Origin of the sequence: Arthrobacter sp. zg.Y820 (assembly GCF_030125555.1) — a bacterium.
Lineage (GTDB): Bacteria > Actinomycetota > Actinomycetes > Actinomycetales > Micrococcaceae > Arthrobacter_B.
The window spans coordinates 408,814-425,297 of sequence record NZ_JASKLX010000006.1; the positions used below are offsets into that span (position 1 = coordinate 408,814).

General features: G+C 66.7%; 16 protein-coding genes. 7 read left to right on the forward strand and 9 right to left on the reverse strand.

Annotated features, from left to right (window positions below; translation table 11 throughout):
• Window positions 1-2 precede the first annotated feature (2 nt).
• Window positions 3-1,118 (reverse strand): transaldolase, encoded by a 1,116-nt coding sequence (tal, locus tag QNN99_RS07075; RefSeq protein ID WP_229965727.1) that lies wholly within the window; start codon window positions 1,116-1,118, stop codon window positions 3-5.
• 23 nt (window positions 1,119-1,141) lie between these two features.
• Window positions 1,142-3,331, reverse strand: a complete 2,190-nt coding sequence (gene tkt, locus QNN99_RS07080; protein ID WP_229965728.1) for a transketolase — start codon at window positions 3,329-3,331, stop codon at window positions 1,142-1,144.
• Window positions 3,332-3,790: 459 nt separating this feature from the next.
• Between tkt and QNN99_RS07085 the strand changes: the two genes are divergently transcribed.
• On the forward strand, window positions 3,791-4,687 hold the full coding sequence (locus QNN99_RS07085; protein ID WP_229965799.1) for a heme o synthase: 897 nt from the start codon (window positions 3,791-3,793) through the stop codon (window positions 4,685-4,687).
• Window positions 4,688-5,249: 562 nt separating this feature from the next.
• On the opposite strand, the gene QNN99_RS07090 is transcribed toward QNN99_RS07085, so the two are convergent.
• The 3 genes from QNN99_RS07090 to QNN99_RS07100 are packed head-to-tail and all read right to left on the reverse strand — an operon-like array spanning window position 5,250 to window position 7,995.
• Window positions 5,250-6,296 carry a COX15/CtaA family protein gene (locus QNN99_RS07090; protein WP_229965729.1) on the reverse strand — a complete coding sequence of 349 codons (1,047 nt, stop codon included), beginning with the start codon at window positions 6,294-6,296 and terminating at the stop codon, window positions 5,250-5,252.
• Window positions 6,297-6,301: 5 nt separating this feature from the next.
• Window positions 6,302-7,045 carry an ABC transporter permease gene (locus QNN99_RS07095; RefSeq protein ID WP_229965730.1) on the reverse strand — a complete coding sequence of 248 codons (744 nt, stop codon included), beginning with the start codon at window positions 7,043-7,045 and terminating at the stop codon, window positions 6,302-6,304.
• On the reverse strand, window positions 7,042-7,995 hold the full coding sequence (locus QNN99_RS07100) for an ABC transporter ATP-binding protein (protein ID WP_442860490.1): 954 nt from the start codon (window positions 7,993-7,995) through the stop codon (window positions 7,042-7,044). Before QNN99_RS07100 ends, QNN99_RS07095 begins: the two co-directional genes overlap by 4 nt.
• Window positions 7,996-8,129: 134 nt before the next feature.
• Between QNN99_RS07100 and QNN99_RS07105 the strand changes: the two genes are divergently transcribed.
• From QNN99_RS07105 to QNN99_RS07130, 6 genes are all read left to right on the forward strand, one after another.
• Complete coding sequence (locus tag QNN99_RS07105) at window positions 8,130-8,912, forward strand: helix-turn-helix transcriptional regulator (protein WP_229965732.1); 783 nt, start codon at window positions 8,130-8,132, stop codon at window positions 8,910-8,912.
• Window positions 8,912-10,387: a Fe-S cluster assembly protein SufB gene (gene sufB, locus QNN99_RS07110; protein WP_229965733.1), complete on the forward strand. Its 1,476-nt coding sequence runs from the start codon at window positions 8,912-8,914 to the stop codon at window positions 10,385-10,387. The genes QNN99_RS07105 and sufB overlap by 1 nt, the downstream gene beginning before the upstream one ends.
• Window positions 10,387-11,718, forward strand: coding sequence for a Fe-S cluster assembly protein SufD (gene sufD / locus QNN99_RS07115; RefSeq protein WP_229965734.1), 1,332 nt, complete (start codon window positions 10,387-10,389; stop codon window positions 11,716-11,718). Before sufB ends, sufD begins: the two co-directional genes overlap by 1 nt.
• 109 nt (window positions 11,719-11,827) lie before the next feature.
• Window positions 11,828-12,625, forward strand: a complete 798-nt coding sequence (gene sufC, locus QNN99_RS07120; protein ID WP_229965735.1) for a Fe-S cluster assembly ATPase SufC — start codon at window positions 11,828-11,830, stop codon at window positions 12,623-12,625.
• Between the two features lie 39 nt (window positions 12,626-12,664).
• Complete coding sequence (locus tag QNN99_RS07125) at window positions 12,665-12,994, forward strand: metal-sulfur cluster assembly factor (RefSeq protein WP_229965736.1); 330 nt, start codon at window positions 12,665-12,667, stop codon at window positions 12,992-12,994.
• Between the two features lie 109 nt (window positions 12,995-13,103).
• Window positions 13,104-13,499: a DUF4440 domain-containing protein gene (locus tag QNN99_RS07130; protein WP_229965737.1), complete on the forward strand. Its 396-nt coding sequence runs from the start codon at window positions 13,104-13,106 to the stop codon at window positions 13,497-13,499.
• 21 nt (window positions 13,500-13,520) lie between these two features.
• Here the strand turns inward: QNN99_RS07130 and ypfJ are convergent, their stop codons facing one another.
• Genes ypfJ through QNN99_RS07150 form a run of 4 tightly spaced genes read right to left on the reverse strand, consistent with a single transcriptional unit; the run spans window position 13,521 to window position 16,445 of the window.
• Window positions 13,521-14,429: a KPN_02809 family neutral zinc metallopeptidase gene (ypfJ, locus tag QNN99_RS07135; RefSeq protein ID WP_229965738.1), complete on the reverse strand. Its 909-nt coding sequence runs from the start codon at window positions 14,427-14,429 to the stop codon at window positions 13,521-13,523.
• Between the two features lie 8 nt (window positions 14,430-14,437).
• Complete coding sequence (locus QNN99_RS07140) at window positions 14,438-15,112, reverse strand: energy-coupling factor transporter transmembrane component T (RefSeq protein WP_229965739.1); 675 nt, start codon at window positions 15,110-15,112, stop codon at window positions 14,438-14,440.
• On the reverse strand, window positions 15,109-15,825 hold the full coding sequence (locus tag QNN99_RS07145; RefSeq protein WP_229965740.1) for an energy-coupling factor ABC transporter ATP-binding protein: 717 nt from the start codon (window positions 15,823-15,825) through the stop codon (window positions 15,109-15,111). The genes QNN99_RS07140 and QNN99_RS07145 overlap by 4 nt, the downstream gene beginning before the upstream one ends.
• Window positions 15,825-16,445, reverse strand: coding sequence for a biotin transporter BioY (locus QNN99_RS07150; RefSeq protein ID WP_229965741.1), 621 nt, complete (start codon window positions 16,443-16,445; stop codon window positions 15,825-15,827). The genes QNN99_RS07145 and QNN99_RS07150 overlap by 1 nt, the downstream gene beginning before the upstream one ends.
• Window positions 16,446-16,484 lie beyond the last annotated feature (39 nt).

Below are 16,484 nucleotides of genomic sequence, written 5' to 3' on the forward strand. Positions count from 1 at the left end.
GCTTATGCCTCTTTTGCGGTGTCCAGTGCGGTCTTCACGGTCTCGAGGAGTTCTCCCCAGCTGACCACGAACTTGTCCAGGCCTTCGGTTTCCAGCTGCTCCACGACGTCGGTGTAGGACACTCCGAGGCGGTCCAGCTCGTCCAAGAGGGCACCGGCCGCGGCGTAGGTGCCGGTGACGGTGTCCCCGGTGATGACGCCGTGATCCGCCGTGGCGTCCAGGGTCTTCTCCGGCATCGTGTTCACGACGTGCGGGGCAACGAGCTCCGTGACGTAGAGGGTGTCCGGCAGCGCCGGATCCTTCACGCCGGTGGAGGCCCACAGCGGACGCTGGGCGTTGGCGCCGGCGGCAGCCAGCACGGCCCAGCGCTCGGTGGCGAACTGCTCTTCGAAGACCTGGTAGGCCAGGCGGGCGTTGGCCAGTCCGGCCTTGCCCTTGAGCGCCTTGGCTTCATCGGTGCCGACGGCGTCCAGGCGCTTGTCGATTTCGCTGTCCACGCGGGAAACGAAGAAGGAAGCCACCGAGTGGATCGTGGACAGGTCGTGTCCGTTTTCCTTGGCCTGCTCGATGCCGACCATGTAGGCGTTGATGACCTCGCGGTAGCGCTCCAGCGAGAAGATCAGCGTGACGTTGACGCTGATGCCGGCGGCCAGCGTGGCGGAGATCGCCGGGAGGCCCTCCTTGGTGGCCGGAATCTTGATCAGCACGTTGTAGCGGCCGACCTTGTCGAACAGCTCGCGGGCTTCCTTGATGGTGCCTTCGGTGTCCCGCGAGAGGCGGGGGTCAACCTCGATGGAAACGCGGCCGTCAACGCCGGAGGTGGCTTCGGCCACGGGGGCGAAGACGTCGCATGCCTGGATGACGTCGTCGGTGGTGATTTCGAAGACGGCCTTGTCAACGTCGGCGCCGGAGCGGGAGAGCTGCTGCACCTGGGCGGCGTAGGATTCGCCGTTGGCCAGCGCGGCAGCGAAGATGCTCGGGTTGGTGGTGACGCCGACAACGTTCTTGCTGTCGATGAGGTTCTTGAGGGACCCCGAGACGATGCGTTCGCGGGACAGGTCGTCCAGCCAAATGGATACGCCGGCTTCGGAAAGCTGCGCGGTGGGAGTGGAAGTCATGAATTGTCTCCTTGTTGCTGGAATTACTTCTGGTCGCCGGTTTCGGTGGATTCTCCGCCCGACGGCGCGGCAGAGGTGCCGGCCGGAGGAGTGTCCGAGCCGTGGGCAGCAGCCAGGGAATCCCGGGCGGCTTCCGCAACGGCCTCGGCGGTGATGCCGAACTCGCGGTAAAGGGTCTTGTAGTCCGCCGAGGCGCCGAAGTGCTCGAGGGAAATGCTGCGGCCGGCGTCGCCGACCAGCTCGCGCCAGCCCTGGGCGATTCCGGCTTCCACCGACACGCGTGCCTTGATGTTCTTCGGCAGGACGGATTCGCGGTACTGCGCGTCCTGCTTGTTGAACCACTCAACGCTGGGCATCGAGACCACGCGGGCGGCGATGCCCTCGGCTGCCAGGGCCTCGCGGGCCTCGACGGCGAGCTGGACCTCGGAGCCGGTGCCGATGAGGATGACGTCAGGGGTCACCACGGAACCGTCCCGGACAGCCTCCGCCAGGACGTAACCGCCGCGGGAGACGCCCTCGGCGGAAGCGAAGGTCTCGGCCGTGGCTGCGCCGTCGCCGCGCTCGTACGTGGGGATGTTCTGGCGGGTCAGCACGATGCCGGCGGGGTTTTCGGTGTTCTCCAGGATCGTCTTCCAGGCCACGGCAACTTCATTGGCGTCGCCGGGACGGACAACGTCCAGGCCCGGAATGGCGCGCAGCGAGGCCAGCTGCTCCACCGGCTGGTGGGTGGGGCCGTCCTCGCCCAGGCCGATCGAGTCATGCGTCCACACATAGATGGCCGGAACACCCATCAGGGCGCCGAGGCGGATGGCGGGACGCTGGTAGTCGCTGAAGATCAGGAACGTGCCGGAGAACGCGCGGGTGCCGCTGTGCATGACGATGCCGTTGACGATCGATGCCGCAGCGTGCTCGCGGATGCCGAAGTGCAGCACCCGTCCGTACGGGCTGCCGGACCAGGTGCTGGTCTGCTTTGACGCCGGGATGAAGGACGGGGAGCCTTCGATGGTGGTGTTGTTGGATTCGGCCAGGTCGGCGGAACCGCCCCACAGCTCGGGAAGCACCGGGCCAATGGCGGAGAGGACCTTGCCGGAAGCGGCGCGGGTGGACATGTCCTTGCCGGCATCAAACTCCGGCAGCGCCTTTTCCCAGCCCGCCGGAAGCGTGCCGTTGCTGATGCGCTCCAGGAGGGCGGCGCCGTCGGCGTTTGCCGCCTTCCACGCCTCGAAGCCCTTGTTCCACTCGCTGTGCTCCTCGGCGCCGCGGGACACGGCCCGGCGGGTGTGCTCCAGGACCTTGGGATCCACGTCGAAGGACTTGTCCGGGTCAAAGCCCATAACTTCCTTCAGGGCGGCAACTTCGTCCTTGCCCAGCGCGGAACCGTGGATCTTTCCGGTGTTCTGCTTGTTCGGTGCCGGCCAGCCAATGATGGTCCGCAGCGAAATGATGGAGGGCTTGCTGGTCTCGGCCTTGGCAGCGAGGAGTGCCGAGTAAAGCTCGTTGACGTCCTCGACGTACTCGCCGGTCTTGGTCCAGTCCACGCGCTGCGTGTGCCAGCCGTAGGCTTCGTAGCGCTTGAGGACGTCTTCGGTGAAGGCGATGTCGGTGTCATCTTCAATGGAGATGTGGTTCTCGTCGTAGATCACCACGAGGTTGCCCAGCTCCTGGTGGCCGGCCAGCGAGGAGGCCTCGGAGGTGACGCCCTCCTGGAGGTCGCCGTCGGAGGCAATGACCCAGACGGTGTGGTCGAACGGGCTCTCGCCCTGCGGCGCGTCGGCGTCGAGCAGGCCGCGCAGGCGGCGCTGGGCGAACGCGAAGCCCACGGAAGAGGCCAGGCCCTGGCCGAGCGGGCCGGTGGTGATCTCCACGCCGTCGGTGTGGCGGTACTCCGGGTGGCCGGGGGTCTTGGAGCCCCAGGTGCGCAGCGACTCCAGGTCTTCGATCTCCAGCCCGTAGCCGGAGAGGAAGAGCTGGATGTAGAGCGTGAGCGAGGTGTGCCCGGGGGAGAGGACGAAGCGGTCCCGGCCGGTCCACTGGGGATCTGACGGATCATGGCGCATCAGCTTCTGGAACAGCAGGTAGGCTGCCGGTGCCAGGCTCATGGCTGTTCCCGGATGTCCGTTGCCGACCTTTTCGACGGCGTCGGCGGCCAGAACGCGAACGGTGTCCACGGCCTTCCGGTCCAGGTCTGTCCAGATCAGTTCTTGCTCTTCCATATGTGGCACGTTTACCGGGCCCCTCTCTACTACAGATGACCGGCGCGTCAAACGCCGGAGACTCCTGAACGCGCTGGTTCTTCCAGTGCATACGGTTCTTAACCACCACAACAGTCGGATCCGAAGAATCCATACCGGGGTGTGGCATGTTTGTCCTGCATGGTGCTGCCCAGCGGCAATTTACCCGCCGCGGGAAAGGTCCGCTCCAACCTTATCCCGTGGGCAGGACCTATGGGCGTATCGTTTCCTTCAGCGGGACTTCCGCCGTGTTGGTGCGCTTGTGCAGGCCCTGTCCGGACCTTGTCCGGACCCCGTGCAGGCGCGGCAGTGCAGGGCTTCGTTTTCTACAGCCGATAGAGGCTATGATGATGGTGGACTTTTCCGGCCCAGATTGGATGATGTGATCGCCCCGTGACAACGCAGCAAGCCCCCGCCGACCTTCCGGTGTACACCGGCAAGATGACGGCAGGCCGTAAGCTCCGGGCTTATGTGGCTCTGACCAAGCCGCGCGTCATCGAACTGCTGCTGGTGACCACCCTGCCGACCATGATCTTCGCTGAGCGGGGGCTGCCGGGCCTGTGGCTCGTTGTCGCCACCATGGTGGGCGGAGCCCTTGCGGCCGGCAGTGCCGGTGCCTTCAACTGCTACATCGACCGCGACATGGACAAGCTGATGAAGCGGACCAAGAGTCGTCCGCTGGTCACCGGGGAAGTGTCTCCGCGGGAGGCCCTGGTCTTCGCCTGGATCCTGGGCGTTGTTTCCATCGCCCTGCTGTGGTTCGGTGCCAACCCGCTCACCGGGCTGCTGGGCGTGGGCGCCATCCTGCTTTACGTCGTGCTGTACACCCTGATCCTCAAGCGCCGCACCACCCAGAACATTGTCTGGGGCGGCGCCGCCGGCTGCATGCCGGTGCTGATCGCCTGGGCCGCCGTCACGAACCGGGTGGAATGGCCGGCGTTCATCCTCTTCATGATCATCTTCCTGTGGACGCCGCCGCATTACTGGCCGCTGTCCATGAAGTACGGCGAGGACTACCGCAACGCCAGCGTGCCGATGCTCGGCGCGGTGGCCGGCGCCAAGCTGGTTTCGGTGCAGGTTGTGCTCTACGCCTACGCCACCGTGGCCTGCTCGCTGCTGCTGGTTCCCGTGGGCGGCGCCGGCTGGGTCTACACCCTGGCCGCCGTGCTCAGCGGTGTGTGGTTCCTTGCCGAAACCCATCGCCTGCACAACCGGGCGCAGCGCGGGGAGATCACCGACAAGACCGCCATGAAGGTCTTCCACGGCTCGATCAGCTACCTGACGATCCTGTTCCTGGCCCTGGCCGTCGATCCGTTTGTGGGCGGCCCGCTGCTCTAGCCCGCGGGTTCGGGTTACAGGGGCCCGGCGGACATTTCATCGACGGGCCGCGGAACCTTGAAGGACCGGAGGAAACTCCGGTCCTTTTTTGCGTGCGGGGTTCTTTTTTGTGTGCGCTATCCTTCGTGCAGTTCAGGGGCCTTGGCCAGATCCTTCGTACAGATCAGGGGGTAAAAACGTCCAAAACAGGGGTTTTGGTCCCGTTATCTGCACTAAGGAATGTGGGAGAGCCCGCGATCTGCACGATAGATGCACCAACGGGCCGCGGGCTCCCGCGATCTAGCGCCACTTCCGCTGCCACGCTGGGATATCCCTGCCATTTTGGGCTGGTACTGCGGAGCGGCAGCAGAATTCCCGAACGGCAGCAGACTCCCGGAGCGGCAGCAGAAGTGGTGCGGCCTGAGGTGAACGCGGCGTGTCGGGCGGGAAAGATGTTCCGCTGCAGCCGGCAGGCAAAGCAGCACAGGATAAAAGCACCATGGGCCGGACTCCCGAAGGAATCCGGCCCATGGTGTGGCGCTGAGGCAGCGCCCGCCCCAGTGCGGCGGCGTGAGCCGGCGGCCTACCGGCGGACGTCCGTCTCGGAAGCGGCGGCTCCTGAGCGGACCGGGGCAGCGGTGCCGGAAGCAGCACCGGCATCCTTCCCCGGAACCTGGCGGGAGAAGCCGGTGAAGACCACGTGTGCGGCCGCAGCGGTGAGCAGCGACGCGCCGAGCATGTGCAGTCCCACGAGCACGATCGGCAGGTGCAGGAAGTGCTGCGCGTAGCCAATGACGGCCTGGGCCAGCACGACGGCGGTCAGCAGCAGCAGCGAACGGCGCAGCCGGCCGTCAGCGGCATGCCGGAACACCAGGTAGAGGGCTACGGCGAGGGCAAACACGAGCATGTACACGGGCACCACATGGATGCGGGTCATCAGGTCCGGATCCAGCCCGTTGCGCGCCGCGCCGTGGTCCCCGGCGTGGGGTCCGGAACCGGTGACGACGACGCCGAGCACCACGGCCAGCGCCGAGAGGACACCCAGTGCGCCAAGCAGCGGACGCAGCGTGCGGGTGGCCAGCGGTCCGTTGGTGCCGGCCAGCTGGGCCGGGGTCAGCCAGGCGCGGTTGACCAGCACGGTGGCCAGCACAATGAGGAACATCGACAGGATGAAGTGCCCGCCCACGATCCAGGGGTTCAGGCCCGTCCACACAGTGATGCCGCCCAGCAGCGCCTGAGCGGGAATGCCGGCAAGCAGGACGATGGAGAGCCGGAACAGGTCACGGCGCTCGGCGCGGGCGCTCCAGACGCTGAACACCATGGCAAAGGCGATGGCGGCCAGCACGAAGGTCAGCAGGCGGTTGCCGAACTCGATGATCCCGTGGACACCCATTTCCGGCGTGGTGGTCAGGGAGTCCGGGGTGCACAGCGGCCATTCCGGGCAGCCCAGTCCCGAAGCGGTCAGCCGCACCGCGCCACCGGTGACCACGATGGCAATATTGGCAACGAGCGTTGCAACGGCAAGAGTGCGGACTGTTTTTCCCGCTGCGGGCGACGCAGCGGGCGATGACGCGTCCGGGGACCCGGCCTGGGGGACGGCGGGGGAGGAACCGGGGGATGCAGATGACACGGAATTTAGCTCCATTTGAACCAGCGGACAGCAGCAAGGCCACCCAGGATTGTCCACGCGGTCAGGATCAGCGTGGCGGGGATATTGAATGTGGCGTCGAGCAGTGCGGACCGCATGGCTTCACCCAGTGCGGCCGACGGCAGGATTTCCACGAACGGCTGCAGCATCTCCGGCAGGCTTACCGCCGGGATGATGATACCGCCGGCAGCCGCCAGAAGTATCCAGAGCAGGTTCGTGATGGCCAGCGTTGCCTCGGGTCGGACGGTGCCGGCCACGAGCAGCCCCAGCGCGGTGAACGCGGCGGCACCGAGCAGCAGGGAGACGAGCCCGAGCGGAATGCCCGCCCAGGACGGCTGCCAGCCGAGGAAGCCGGCCACAATGCTCACCACCACCACTTGGATGGCCAGAACGGCGACGACGGCGATTCCCTTGCCGGCGATCAGCCCGGCCTTGCCCAGCGGGGTGGTGGACAGGAACCGCAGGACGCCGTAGCGCCGGTCGAACCCGGTGGCGATGCCCTGGCCGGTGAAGGCAGTGGACATGGCGCACAGGGCCAGGACCCCCGGCGTCGCGATGTTGATGCGGGAACCGGCGAACCCGTCCAGGATGGGCGTCACGGACAGCGCCACCAGCGCCATCAGCGGCAGGAAGACGGCCAGGATCAGCTGTTCTCCGTTGCGGAGCATGGTGATGGCCTCGTAGCGCCCCTGATTAAGGATGCGCACGGGCAGCGAGGCGGGAGCGCTCATCGGATTTCCCTTCCGGAAAGGTCGAGGAAGACATCCTCCAGGGACCGCGAGGCCATGTGGATGGCGGACGGAAGGAGATTCAGCCGGGCCCACCAGGCGGAAAGGGCGGCAACATCCGCGGGCGTAATCGCACCGCGCAGCGTGTAGTGGCCGGGCACCGGTTCAGCAGCGGCCAGATGGACGAGCCCGACGGCGGCCAGGTCCAGTCCCGGGGCGGCGTCGAAGGTCAGCAGCCGCTGGTCGGCAAGCTCGCCGGTTTGGGCGGTCAGCTCGGCGACTGTGCCCTGCGCAACGGTCTTGCCCGCATCGATGATGTAGACGTAGTCGGCGAGTTTTTGCGCGTCGTCCATCAGGTGGGTCGTCAGGATGATGCCCAGGCCCTCGGCGCGGAGCTCCGAAATCAGGTCAAAGACAATCTGCCGCGACTGCGGGTCCAGTCCGGCGCTCGGCTCGTCCAGGAACAGGACCTCCGGCCGGCCGATCAGGGCGGCCGCCATGGCGAGGCGCTGCTTCTGTCCGCCGGAGAGCCTGCGGATGTTGGTGTTGGCGAAGCTGCCGATGCCGAGACGGGCCACCAGCTCCTCCACGGGACGCGGGTCCGCGTACATGGAAGCGATGTGGTGCAGCAGGGGGACCGGCCGTGCCGACGGGGGAAGGCCGCCGTCCTGCAGCATCACGCCCACTCGGCTGCGGAGATCCGCTCCGGCCCCGTAGGGAGCCTGCCCCAGCAGCAGGACCTCGCCGCCGTTAATGGGCTGCAGGCCCTGCGCGCATTCCAGCGTGGTGGTCTTGCCGGCGCCGTTGGCGCCCAGCAGGGCGGTGACGGAGCCGCGGCGCGCGGTGAAATCCACGCCGGCCAGCACCCGGATCATTTTGCCGTCGAGACCGGCTACCGGACCGCAGTCCTTAATCAGGCCTTTGATGGTCAGGCAGGGTTCGTCGTTAGGCACCGTCATATTCTACGTTAGGTAGTACTGGAGGATGCACCCGGCGGCGGCGGACGCCGCGGGGCACTCCGGCGATGGGAAGCCTGTCCTTAGTGGCATGCGGGAACAGATTAGGTCATGCTTGTGTTGTGTATTCTATGAGCAACTCTGAGCCGGAGGCAGTGGCCAAGCCGGCAGCAGCCCGCGAAGCGGAGGAACGTACCCGGGACCGCGTCCTGGGTGCAGTGCTGGAACACGGCCCCGTGAGCGCCGCGGAACTCGGCGAACGGCTGGGCTTCACGCCTGCTGCTGTGCGCCGGCATCTTGATGCCCTCTCCGCCAAGGGGCTGATCGAGGTCAAGCGGGTCAGCACCCCGTCGTCGGGCGCCGGCCGTCCGGCTCGCCGTTACGTGCTGAGCCCGCAGGGCCAGGCATATCTTGGCAATGACTACCTGGACATCGCCACCGAGGCCCTGCGCCAGCTGGGGCTGGCTGCCGGGCCCGGGGCCATCGAGAAGTTCGCCGCTGACCGCTTCGCCCGGATGGAAGAGCGCTACCGGCCGGTGGTTGAAGCAGCCGGACCCGCGATCGCCGACAAGGCGCAGGCCCTGGCGGCGGAACTGACGAAGGACGGCTTTGTCGGATCGACCACCATGATCGGCACGGCAAAGCAGCCCAGCACGCTGCTCAGCGTGCAGCTGTGCCAGGGGCACTGCCCGATTCAGGGACTTGCCACCGCCTACACGGTCTTCTGCGACAAGGAAACCGAAGTTTTCGCCCGCCTGCTGGACGTCGATGTCCGGCGGCTGTCAACACTCTCCCGCGGGGGTCACGTTTGTACGACCCACATCCCCGTGGGTCGAACCGGGTCTGTGACGCGCCTACCCGTGCGCGCCGCAACCAACCAGTCCACATCCATTCATCAGCAAGAAAGGCCGTGATGACGGATCAAGTAACCCAGAAGTCAACGGCGCCCTCATCGGTGCCGGAGTCTGTGATTTCAGACATCCTGGAAAAGAACCCCGAACTTGAGGGCATTGGAACCTACGAGTACGGATGGGCAGACTCCGACGTCGCGGGTTCAAACGCGCGCCGCGGACTCAGCGAGGAAGTCGTCCGGGACATCTCGGCGAAAAAGAGCGAGCCCCAGTGGATGCTGGACCTTCGACTCAAGGGCCTGAAGTACTTCTCCCGCAAGCCCATGCCGACCTGGGGCGCAGACCTCTCCGGCATCGACTTCGACAACATCAAGTACTTTGTGCGCTCCACCGAGAAGCAGGCCAACACCTGGGAAGACCTCCCCGAGGACATCCGCAACACGTACGAGAAGCTCGGCATCCCCGAAGCTGAGCGCGGCCGCCTGGTTTCCGGCGTCGCAGCGCAGTACGAGTCCGAGGTTGTCTACCACCAGCTCCGCGAGGACCTGGAACGCCAGGGCGTCATCTTCCTGGACACCGACACCGCGCTGAAGGAACACCCGGAAATGTTCCAGGAGTACTTCGGCACCGTCATCCCGGTGGGTGACAACAAGTTCGGCTCGCTGAACACCGCTGTCTGGTCCGGCGGCTCCTTCGTCTACGTCCCCAAGGGCGTTCACGTGGAGATCCCGCTGCAGGCCTACTTCCGCATCAACACGGAAAACATGGGGCAGTTCGAGCGCACGCTGATCATCGCCGACGAGGACTCCTACGTCCACTACATCGAAGGCTGCACGGCGCCGATCTACACCTCGGACTCGCTGCACTCCGCCGTCGTGGAAATCATCGTGAAGAAGGGCGCCCGCGTCCGCTACACGACCATCCAGAACTGGTCCAACAACGTGTACAACCTGGTCACCAAGCGGGCCATTGCACACGAGGGCGCCACCATGGAGTGGATCGACGGCAACATCGGTTCCAAGGTCACCATGAAGTACCCGGCGGTCTACCTGGTTGGCGAGCACGCCAAGGGTGAAACGCTGTCCATCGCCTTTGCCGGCGAGGGCCAGCACCAGGACACCGGATCCAAGATGGTCCACATCGCCCCCAACACCAAGAGCTCCATCATCTCCAAGTCCGTGGCCCGCGGCGGCGGCCGTGCCGCTTACCGCGGCCTGGTCCAGGTCCGCGAAGGTGCCAAGCACTCGGCCAACACCGTGCGCTGCGACGCCCTGCTGGTGGACACCATCTCCCGCTCGGACACGTACCCGTACGTGGACATCCGCGAAGATGACGTCACCATGGGCCACGAGGCAACGGTGTCGCGCGTCAGCGAAGAACAGCTGTTCTACCTCATGTCCCGCGGCCTGCCCGAGGACGAGGCCATGGCCATGATCGTGCGCGGCTTCATCGAGCCGATCGCCCGTGAGCTGCCGATGGAATACGCCCTTGAACTCAACCGCCTCATCGAACTCCAGATGGAAGGAGCCGTCGGTTAATGTCGAAGCTTAACGACGTCGTCGAAACCGTGACCGAACAGGTCAGCAAAACCGTAGAGGGCGTCAAAGCCAGGATCGGTGCCCCCTCCGGGGACAACCGCGTCCGGATTGACGGTTTCACCGAAGAGGGCGAGAACCTCTCTCCGCTGAACGAATCCTCCGCGATCCTCGGCGGCGACAGCAGCAAGTCCCACAGCCACGGCGCAGGGGCAGGCATTCCGGACAGCTCACGCGCCGGACGCCTGACCTCCTATAACCGCGGCGACTTCGGCAAACTGACCGGACGTGAAGAAGACTGGCGGTTCACCCCGCTGAAGCGCCTGCGCGGCCTGCACACCGCTGAACTCACCGGCACCGCGCCCGAGGTGGCCGTTGTGGCCCCCGACGGCGTGATCGTGGAGAACATCGCCCGCACCGATGCCCGCATCGGTTCCGCAGGCATCCCCGAAGACCTGGTGGCAGCTGCCGCCTGGGAAGCCTTCACCGAGGCCACCGCAGTCACCATCCCGGCCGAAACCGTGGTGGACGGCAGCGTCACGCTGACCATGACCGGCGCCGGCAAGGATCCCGCGGCCCAGCACATCGTCATCACCGCGGAGAAGTTCTCCAAGGCAGTGGTGGTCCTGGACCACAAGGGATCGGCCACGCTTTCGCAGAACGTTGAGATCGTCGTCGGCGACGGCGCTGAACTCACCGTTGTCTCCGTTCAGGACTGGGATGACGACGGCGTTCACGCCTCCGCCCAGTACGCGAAGATCGGCCGCGACGCCAAGTTCAAGCACGTGGTCATCAGCCTCGGCGGCGACCTGGTGCGCATCACGCCGTCGTCGAAGTTCACGGCGGTTGGCGGTGACGTCCAGATGTTCGGCCTCTACTACGCCGACGCCGGACAGCACCTGGAGCAGCGCCTGTTCGTTGACCACGCGGTCCCGAACTGCAAGTCCCGCGTCATGTACAAGGGAGCCCTGCAGGGCCGCGACGCGCACACCGTCTGGGTAGGCGACGTCCTGATCCGCAAGGAAGCTGAAGGAACCGACACGTACGAGGTCAACCGCAACCTGCTGCTGACCGACGGCGGCCGTGCCGACTCCGTGCCGAACCTGGAAATCGAGACCGGACTGATCGAGGGTGCCGGCCACGCCAGCGCCACCGGCCGGTTCGACGACGAGCACCTGTTCTACCTGATGGCCCGCGGCATCCCCGAGGATGTTGCCCGCCGCCTGGTGGTCCGCGGATTCCTCAACGAGATCATCCAGCAGATCAAGGTTCCGGCCCTGGAAGAGCGCCTCACGGAGGCCGTCGAGCGCGAGCTCGCCACCGTCGAGAGCTAGCAGGCGTTTCCCGGGAGCCGCACGGCTCCCGGGAAACGCGGCTGCACCCCCCACACTTTTTGAAGCTTAAATACGCACCAGAGCGTGCAAAGGAGAAAGCGTAACTCGTATGTCTACTCTTGAGATCAAGGATCTTCACGTCAGCATTGAGACCGATCAGGGTGTTCGCAAGCAGATCCTGAAGGGCGTCAGCCTGACCATCAACACCGGTGAGACGCACGCCATCATGGGCCCGAACGGTTCCGGCAAGTCCACCCTGGCCTCCACCATTGCCGGCCACCCGCGCTACCTCGTCGACAGCGGCTCGATCACCCTGGACGGCGCCGACGTCCTGGACATGAGCGTTGATGAGCGCGCCCGCGCCGGCCTGTTCCTGGCCATGCAGTACCCGGTTGAGGTCCCCGGCGTGACGATGACCAACTTCCTGCGCACCGCCAAGACCGCACTCGACGGCGAAGCGCCGTCCCTGCGCCACTGGACCAAGGACGTCAAGGCAGCCATGTCCCAGCTGCGCATCGACGCCGACTTCGCGTCGCGCAACGTCAACGAAGGCTTCTCCGGCGGCGAGAAGAAGCGCGTGGAGATCCTCCAGCTTGAGCTCTTCCGCCCGAAGTTCGCCATCCTCGACGAGACCGACTCCGGCCTCGACGTTGACGCGCTGAAGGTTGTTTCCGAGGGCGTGAACCGCGAGCACAGCAAGGGCGAGATGGGCACGCTGCTCATCACCCACTACACGCGGATCCTGCGCTACATCAAGCCGGACTTCGTCCATGTGTTCGTTGACGGCCGGATCGCCGAGCAGGGCGGCCCCGAGCTGGCCGACCGCCTCGAAGAAGAAGGCTACGACCGCTTCACCGGCGCCAACGCGACAGCGGCCACCGCTACCGCCAACGCCCTGAAGGCCTAGGCTTAACCCCTGTCCGCAACAACTGCCAAGGAGCAGATGATGAGTGAGTCGAATCTGGCCCAGACGTCCCTGGAGGACGTTGAAGAGGCCCTGAAGGACGTCATCGACCCCGAGCTGGGCGTGAACGTTGTTGACCTTGGTCTGCTCTACGGGCTGCGGTATGCCGACGACGGCGCACTGCTGATCGACATGACGCTGACCACTGCGGCCTGCCCGCTGACCGACGTGCTCGAAGAGCAGGTCGGCCAGGCGCTGGACGGCGTCGTGGATGACTGGCGGCTGAGCTGGGTCTGGATGCCGCCGTGGGGTCCGGAGAAGATCACTGACGACGGCCGCGACCAGATGCGCGCGCTCGGCTTCAACATCTAGTACCGCTGCACCTGTGGTTCTGCAGAAGGGCCGCTTCCCCGACACGGGGAGGCGGCCCTTCTTCGCGTGTGCGGCTGCTCCGCTTGGCCTGGCTGCTACCGTATGCGCCATGGGGAAAACAGAGCATTTTCATGACCAGTATCTTGCTGCTTGGAACGAGGCCATGGCGTCCGGGGACAGCGGACCCATCGAGGCTTTCCTGTCGCCGGACTACCACGGCTGGCTGGGCCAGGACGCGGCCGCTGCCGAAGCGTTCGACGGCGCGGCGGCGCGGAAGGGCTTTCGGGACGCCGTTTCCGGCCTGCAGGGCAGCACGGTTCACACCGACTTCCGAACGGTGGCCCCGCGCGGCCGGGACGAAGCCGTGGTCTTTCACGAAATGACCTACCGGACCGGCGGGGACATCACCGCACGGGCGCTGCTGATGGAATCCTGGCGGCTCGAAGCCGGTTCCTGGCTGCTCTGCCGGGACTTCACCGAAGTCAACGTCGGAACGCCGGAATAGCTCCCGCCGCCGCGGCTGCGGCTAAGCTCCCGGAGTGTCCAGGTCCGCGGCGCTGAACGTGTCGCACGCGCCGATTCCGCCGTCGTTGTTGTAGCCCTGCATGAACCAGGCCTGGCGCTGGTCCCCGGAGCCGTGCGTCCAGCTCTCGGGGTTGACCTGGCCGGTGGCCATCGACTGGATGCGGTCATCACCGATGGCCGAAGCGGCCGACAGGGCGTCCTGGACATCCGTGGTCGTCAGTTCCGCGAGGAACGGTTCGGAGCTTCCCGGAGCCGGAACGGAGGCGGCAGCTCCGGCCCACAGTCCGGCGTAGCAGTCGGCCTGCAGCTCCGTGCGGACCGCGGCGGAGTCCGCTCCCTGCGGATCCCGGGCGGAGGCGCCGAGGACACCGGTCAGGTTCTGGATGTGGTGGCCGAATTCATGGGCCACCACATATTCCTGGGCCAGCGGCCCGCCGGAGGCGCCGTACTGCGCCACCAGCTCGTCAAAGAACGCGGTGTCGTAATAGGTCTGCTCGTCGGCAGGGCAGTAGAAGGGTCCGACGGCGGAGGTGGCCGAGCCGCAGCCGGTGGAGGTTTGGCCGCTGAACAGGGTGACGCCGGGCTCGGTGTAGGTGAGTCCCTCGGCTGCCAGCGCCGGCCCCCAGTAGCTGTCGAGGCTTTCGGCGGTGCCAACGATCCGGCAGTCCAGGCGCTCGTTCGCGTCCGCGCCGTCGAGGCACTCGGTGATGCTCGGTGAGCTGCCGGATCCGGTTGCGGCGTCGGCCCCGTCGGTGAGGCCGAGGCTGTCCACGACATCCGATCCGAAGACCAGGGACAGGATCAGGATCAGGCCGCCGCCGAGTCCTCCGCCCAGGGCGATCCCTTTGCCTTTGCCCCGGTGATCGCGAACCCGGGAGGAATCCAGCCGTGCATTTTCGTTAAAACTCATGCCCGCAATTATCCCCGACGATCAGCGTGCTTCCGTTCCGCCTTCACCTGCGGGTCGGGCGGTTCCCCGATGCCGCGGGCGGCCAGGGCATCGCCGGTCTGCTGCGCGTAGGCCACCGCCTTGATCACCACCGGAACGGTCAGCGCCCGCGGATTGCGCTCCAGTCCGCGCGCCATGGCCGACTGCCGGACATCCTGCGCCGACCCCAGCAGGAACGGGATGCTGCGCATCATTAGGGCGAGCGTGAGGCCAAACCGTTCCGGATCCGCGCCGAGGACGCGGAAGGGCCGGGCCAGGGCGACCAGCCCGTCCAGCAGTTGCTGCGGGGGAGTGGTCAGGGTCAGCAGGCGGGCCGCAGCCACGCACGCCGCAATGTTGCCGACCACCAGCACGGCTGCGGCCGGCCCGTTCGTCCAGGCCTGAAAGCCGCCCAGGAGCAGCAGCACCGGCCACATCAGCTTCAGCGGGCGCCACGACTCGCGGAGCATCCGGGCCGCGGCATAGGCACCGGCCAGGATCAGCAGGGCTGCGCCCAGCAGCGGCAGCGAACCGGCAACGAGCACCGTTACCGAGAGCACGACGACGGCGGCCGCCTTCACCCCCAGCGGGGCGCGGTGCACCGGGGTGCGTCCCGGCCGGTAGGAGCCGAGCAGATGGTTTGAGCTCTTTATCGAAGGCCTCACTGCACGCCCAGTGCCAGCGTGCGGTAGGCGTCGAGCGCCTGTTCCGGGGCGGCGTCGAACACGATCCGCCCGCCGTCGACCACCAGCACGCGCCGGGCGTCGGCAGCGAAGTCCAGGTCATGGGTGGTGTAGATGATCTGCTGGGGCAATTCCGCGAAGATCCGCCGCAGCCGGGCCGTGTTGCGCAGATCCAGCAGGGTGCTGGGCTCGTCAGCCACCAGAATGGCGGGATCAACGGCCAGCACCGAGGTCAGGGCCATCAGCTGCCGTTCACCGCCGGAGAGGTCGTAGATGCTGCGGTCCGCCAGCTCCAGCAGTCCCATGGCCTCCAGCCGGGCTTCGGCCGCTGCGCGCCGTTCCTCCCGCCGGCGGACGGCCGAGCGCAGGGACAGTTCGACGTCGTCGCGCCCGGTCGGCATCACCAGCTGGGACAGCGGATCAGTGAAGACGAAGCCGACCCGGCGCCGGACCCGGCTGCCGTGCTTCGCCGTGTCCAGGCCCTGAACCGTCACCGAGCCGGTGTCGGGCAGCAGCAGGCCGTTGAGCAGCTTCAGCAGCGTGGACTTTCCTGACCCGTTGGCGCCGATCACCGCTATCCGGTCTTCGGTCAGGTCGAGGTTCAGCGGGTGCAGGATCGGGGCGGCCGGGTTTCGGGTGGAAGCGGAGTCCGGGGCCGGCAGCACCGACACGCCGCGCAGCTGGATGCCGAGCATCAGCGGGGTTTCGCTGCCAGGCGCGGAAAGGCCGTCAGGACGCTCACGCCGACGGCGGCCGCCAGCAGGTTCTTAAGCACGTCCCCGGGCCAGAAGGCCATGTCGGCGGCCAGGGCTGCGGGGAACTCCAGCTTCGCGTTGAGCATCATTCCGGCGATGCCAAGGGGATGGACCACGAGGAAGCTGGTGCCCATCGCCGCGGCAAACAGGAGCGGAAACCGGGCCCGGCGGGTGCGGCGCAGGACCAGGCGTGCCAGCAGTCCCAAAAGGAAGGCGGCGGGCAGGAACGCCAGCAGGTATCCGGCCGACGGCCCGGCCAGCACGCCAAGGCCGCCGCGGAAGCCGCTGAAGACGGGCAGCCCGGCCAGGCCGGCCAGCAGGAACAGGCCCACGGCCGCGGCGCCGCGGGCGGGGCCCAGGATGATGCCGGCGAGCATGACGGCCAGTGTCTGCAGCGTGATCGGAACACCGGAGCCCAGGGGCACTCCCGGAAGCACCGAAAACGCTGCCGTGAGGGCCGCGAAGACCGCGATCAGGGACAGGTCGCCCGGGGTCCACCGCCGGCGCTGCCGGAGGATCCGGCCGGAAGGTACCGCCGGGGGAGCGGGGGGAAGCGTCATCTGGCCTCACTTCGTCGAAGTTCTACAAGGGGTGACACG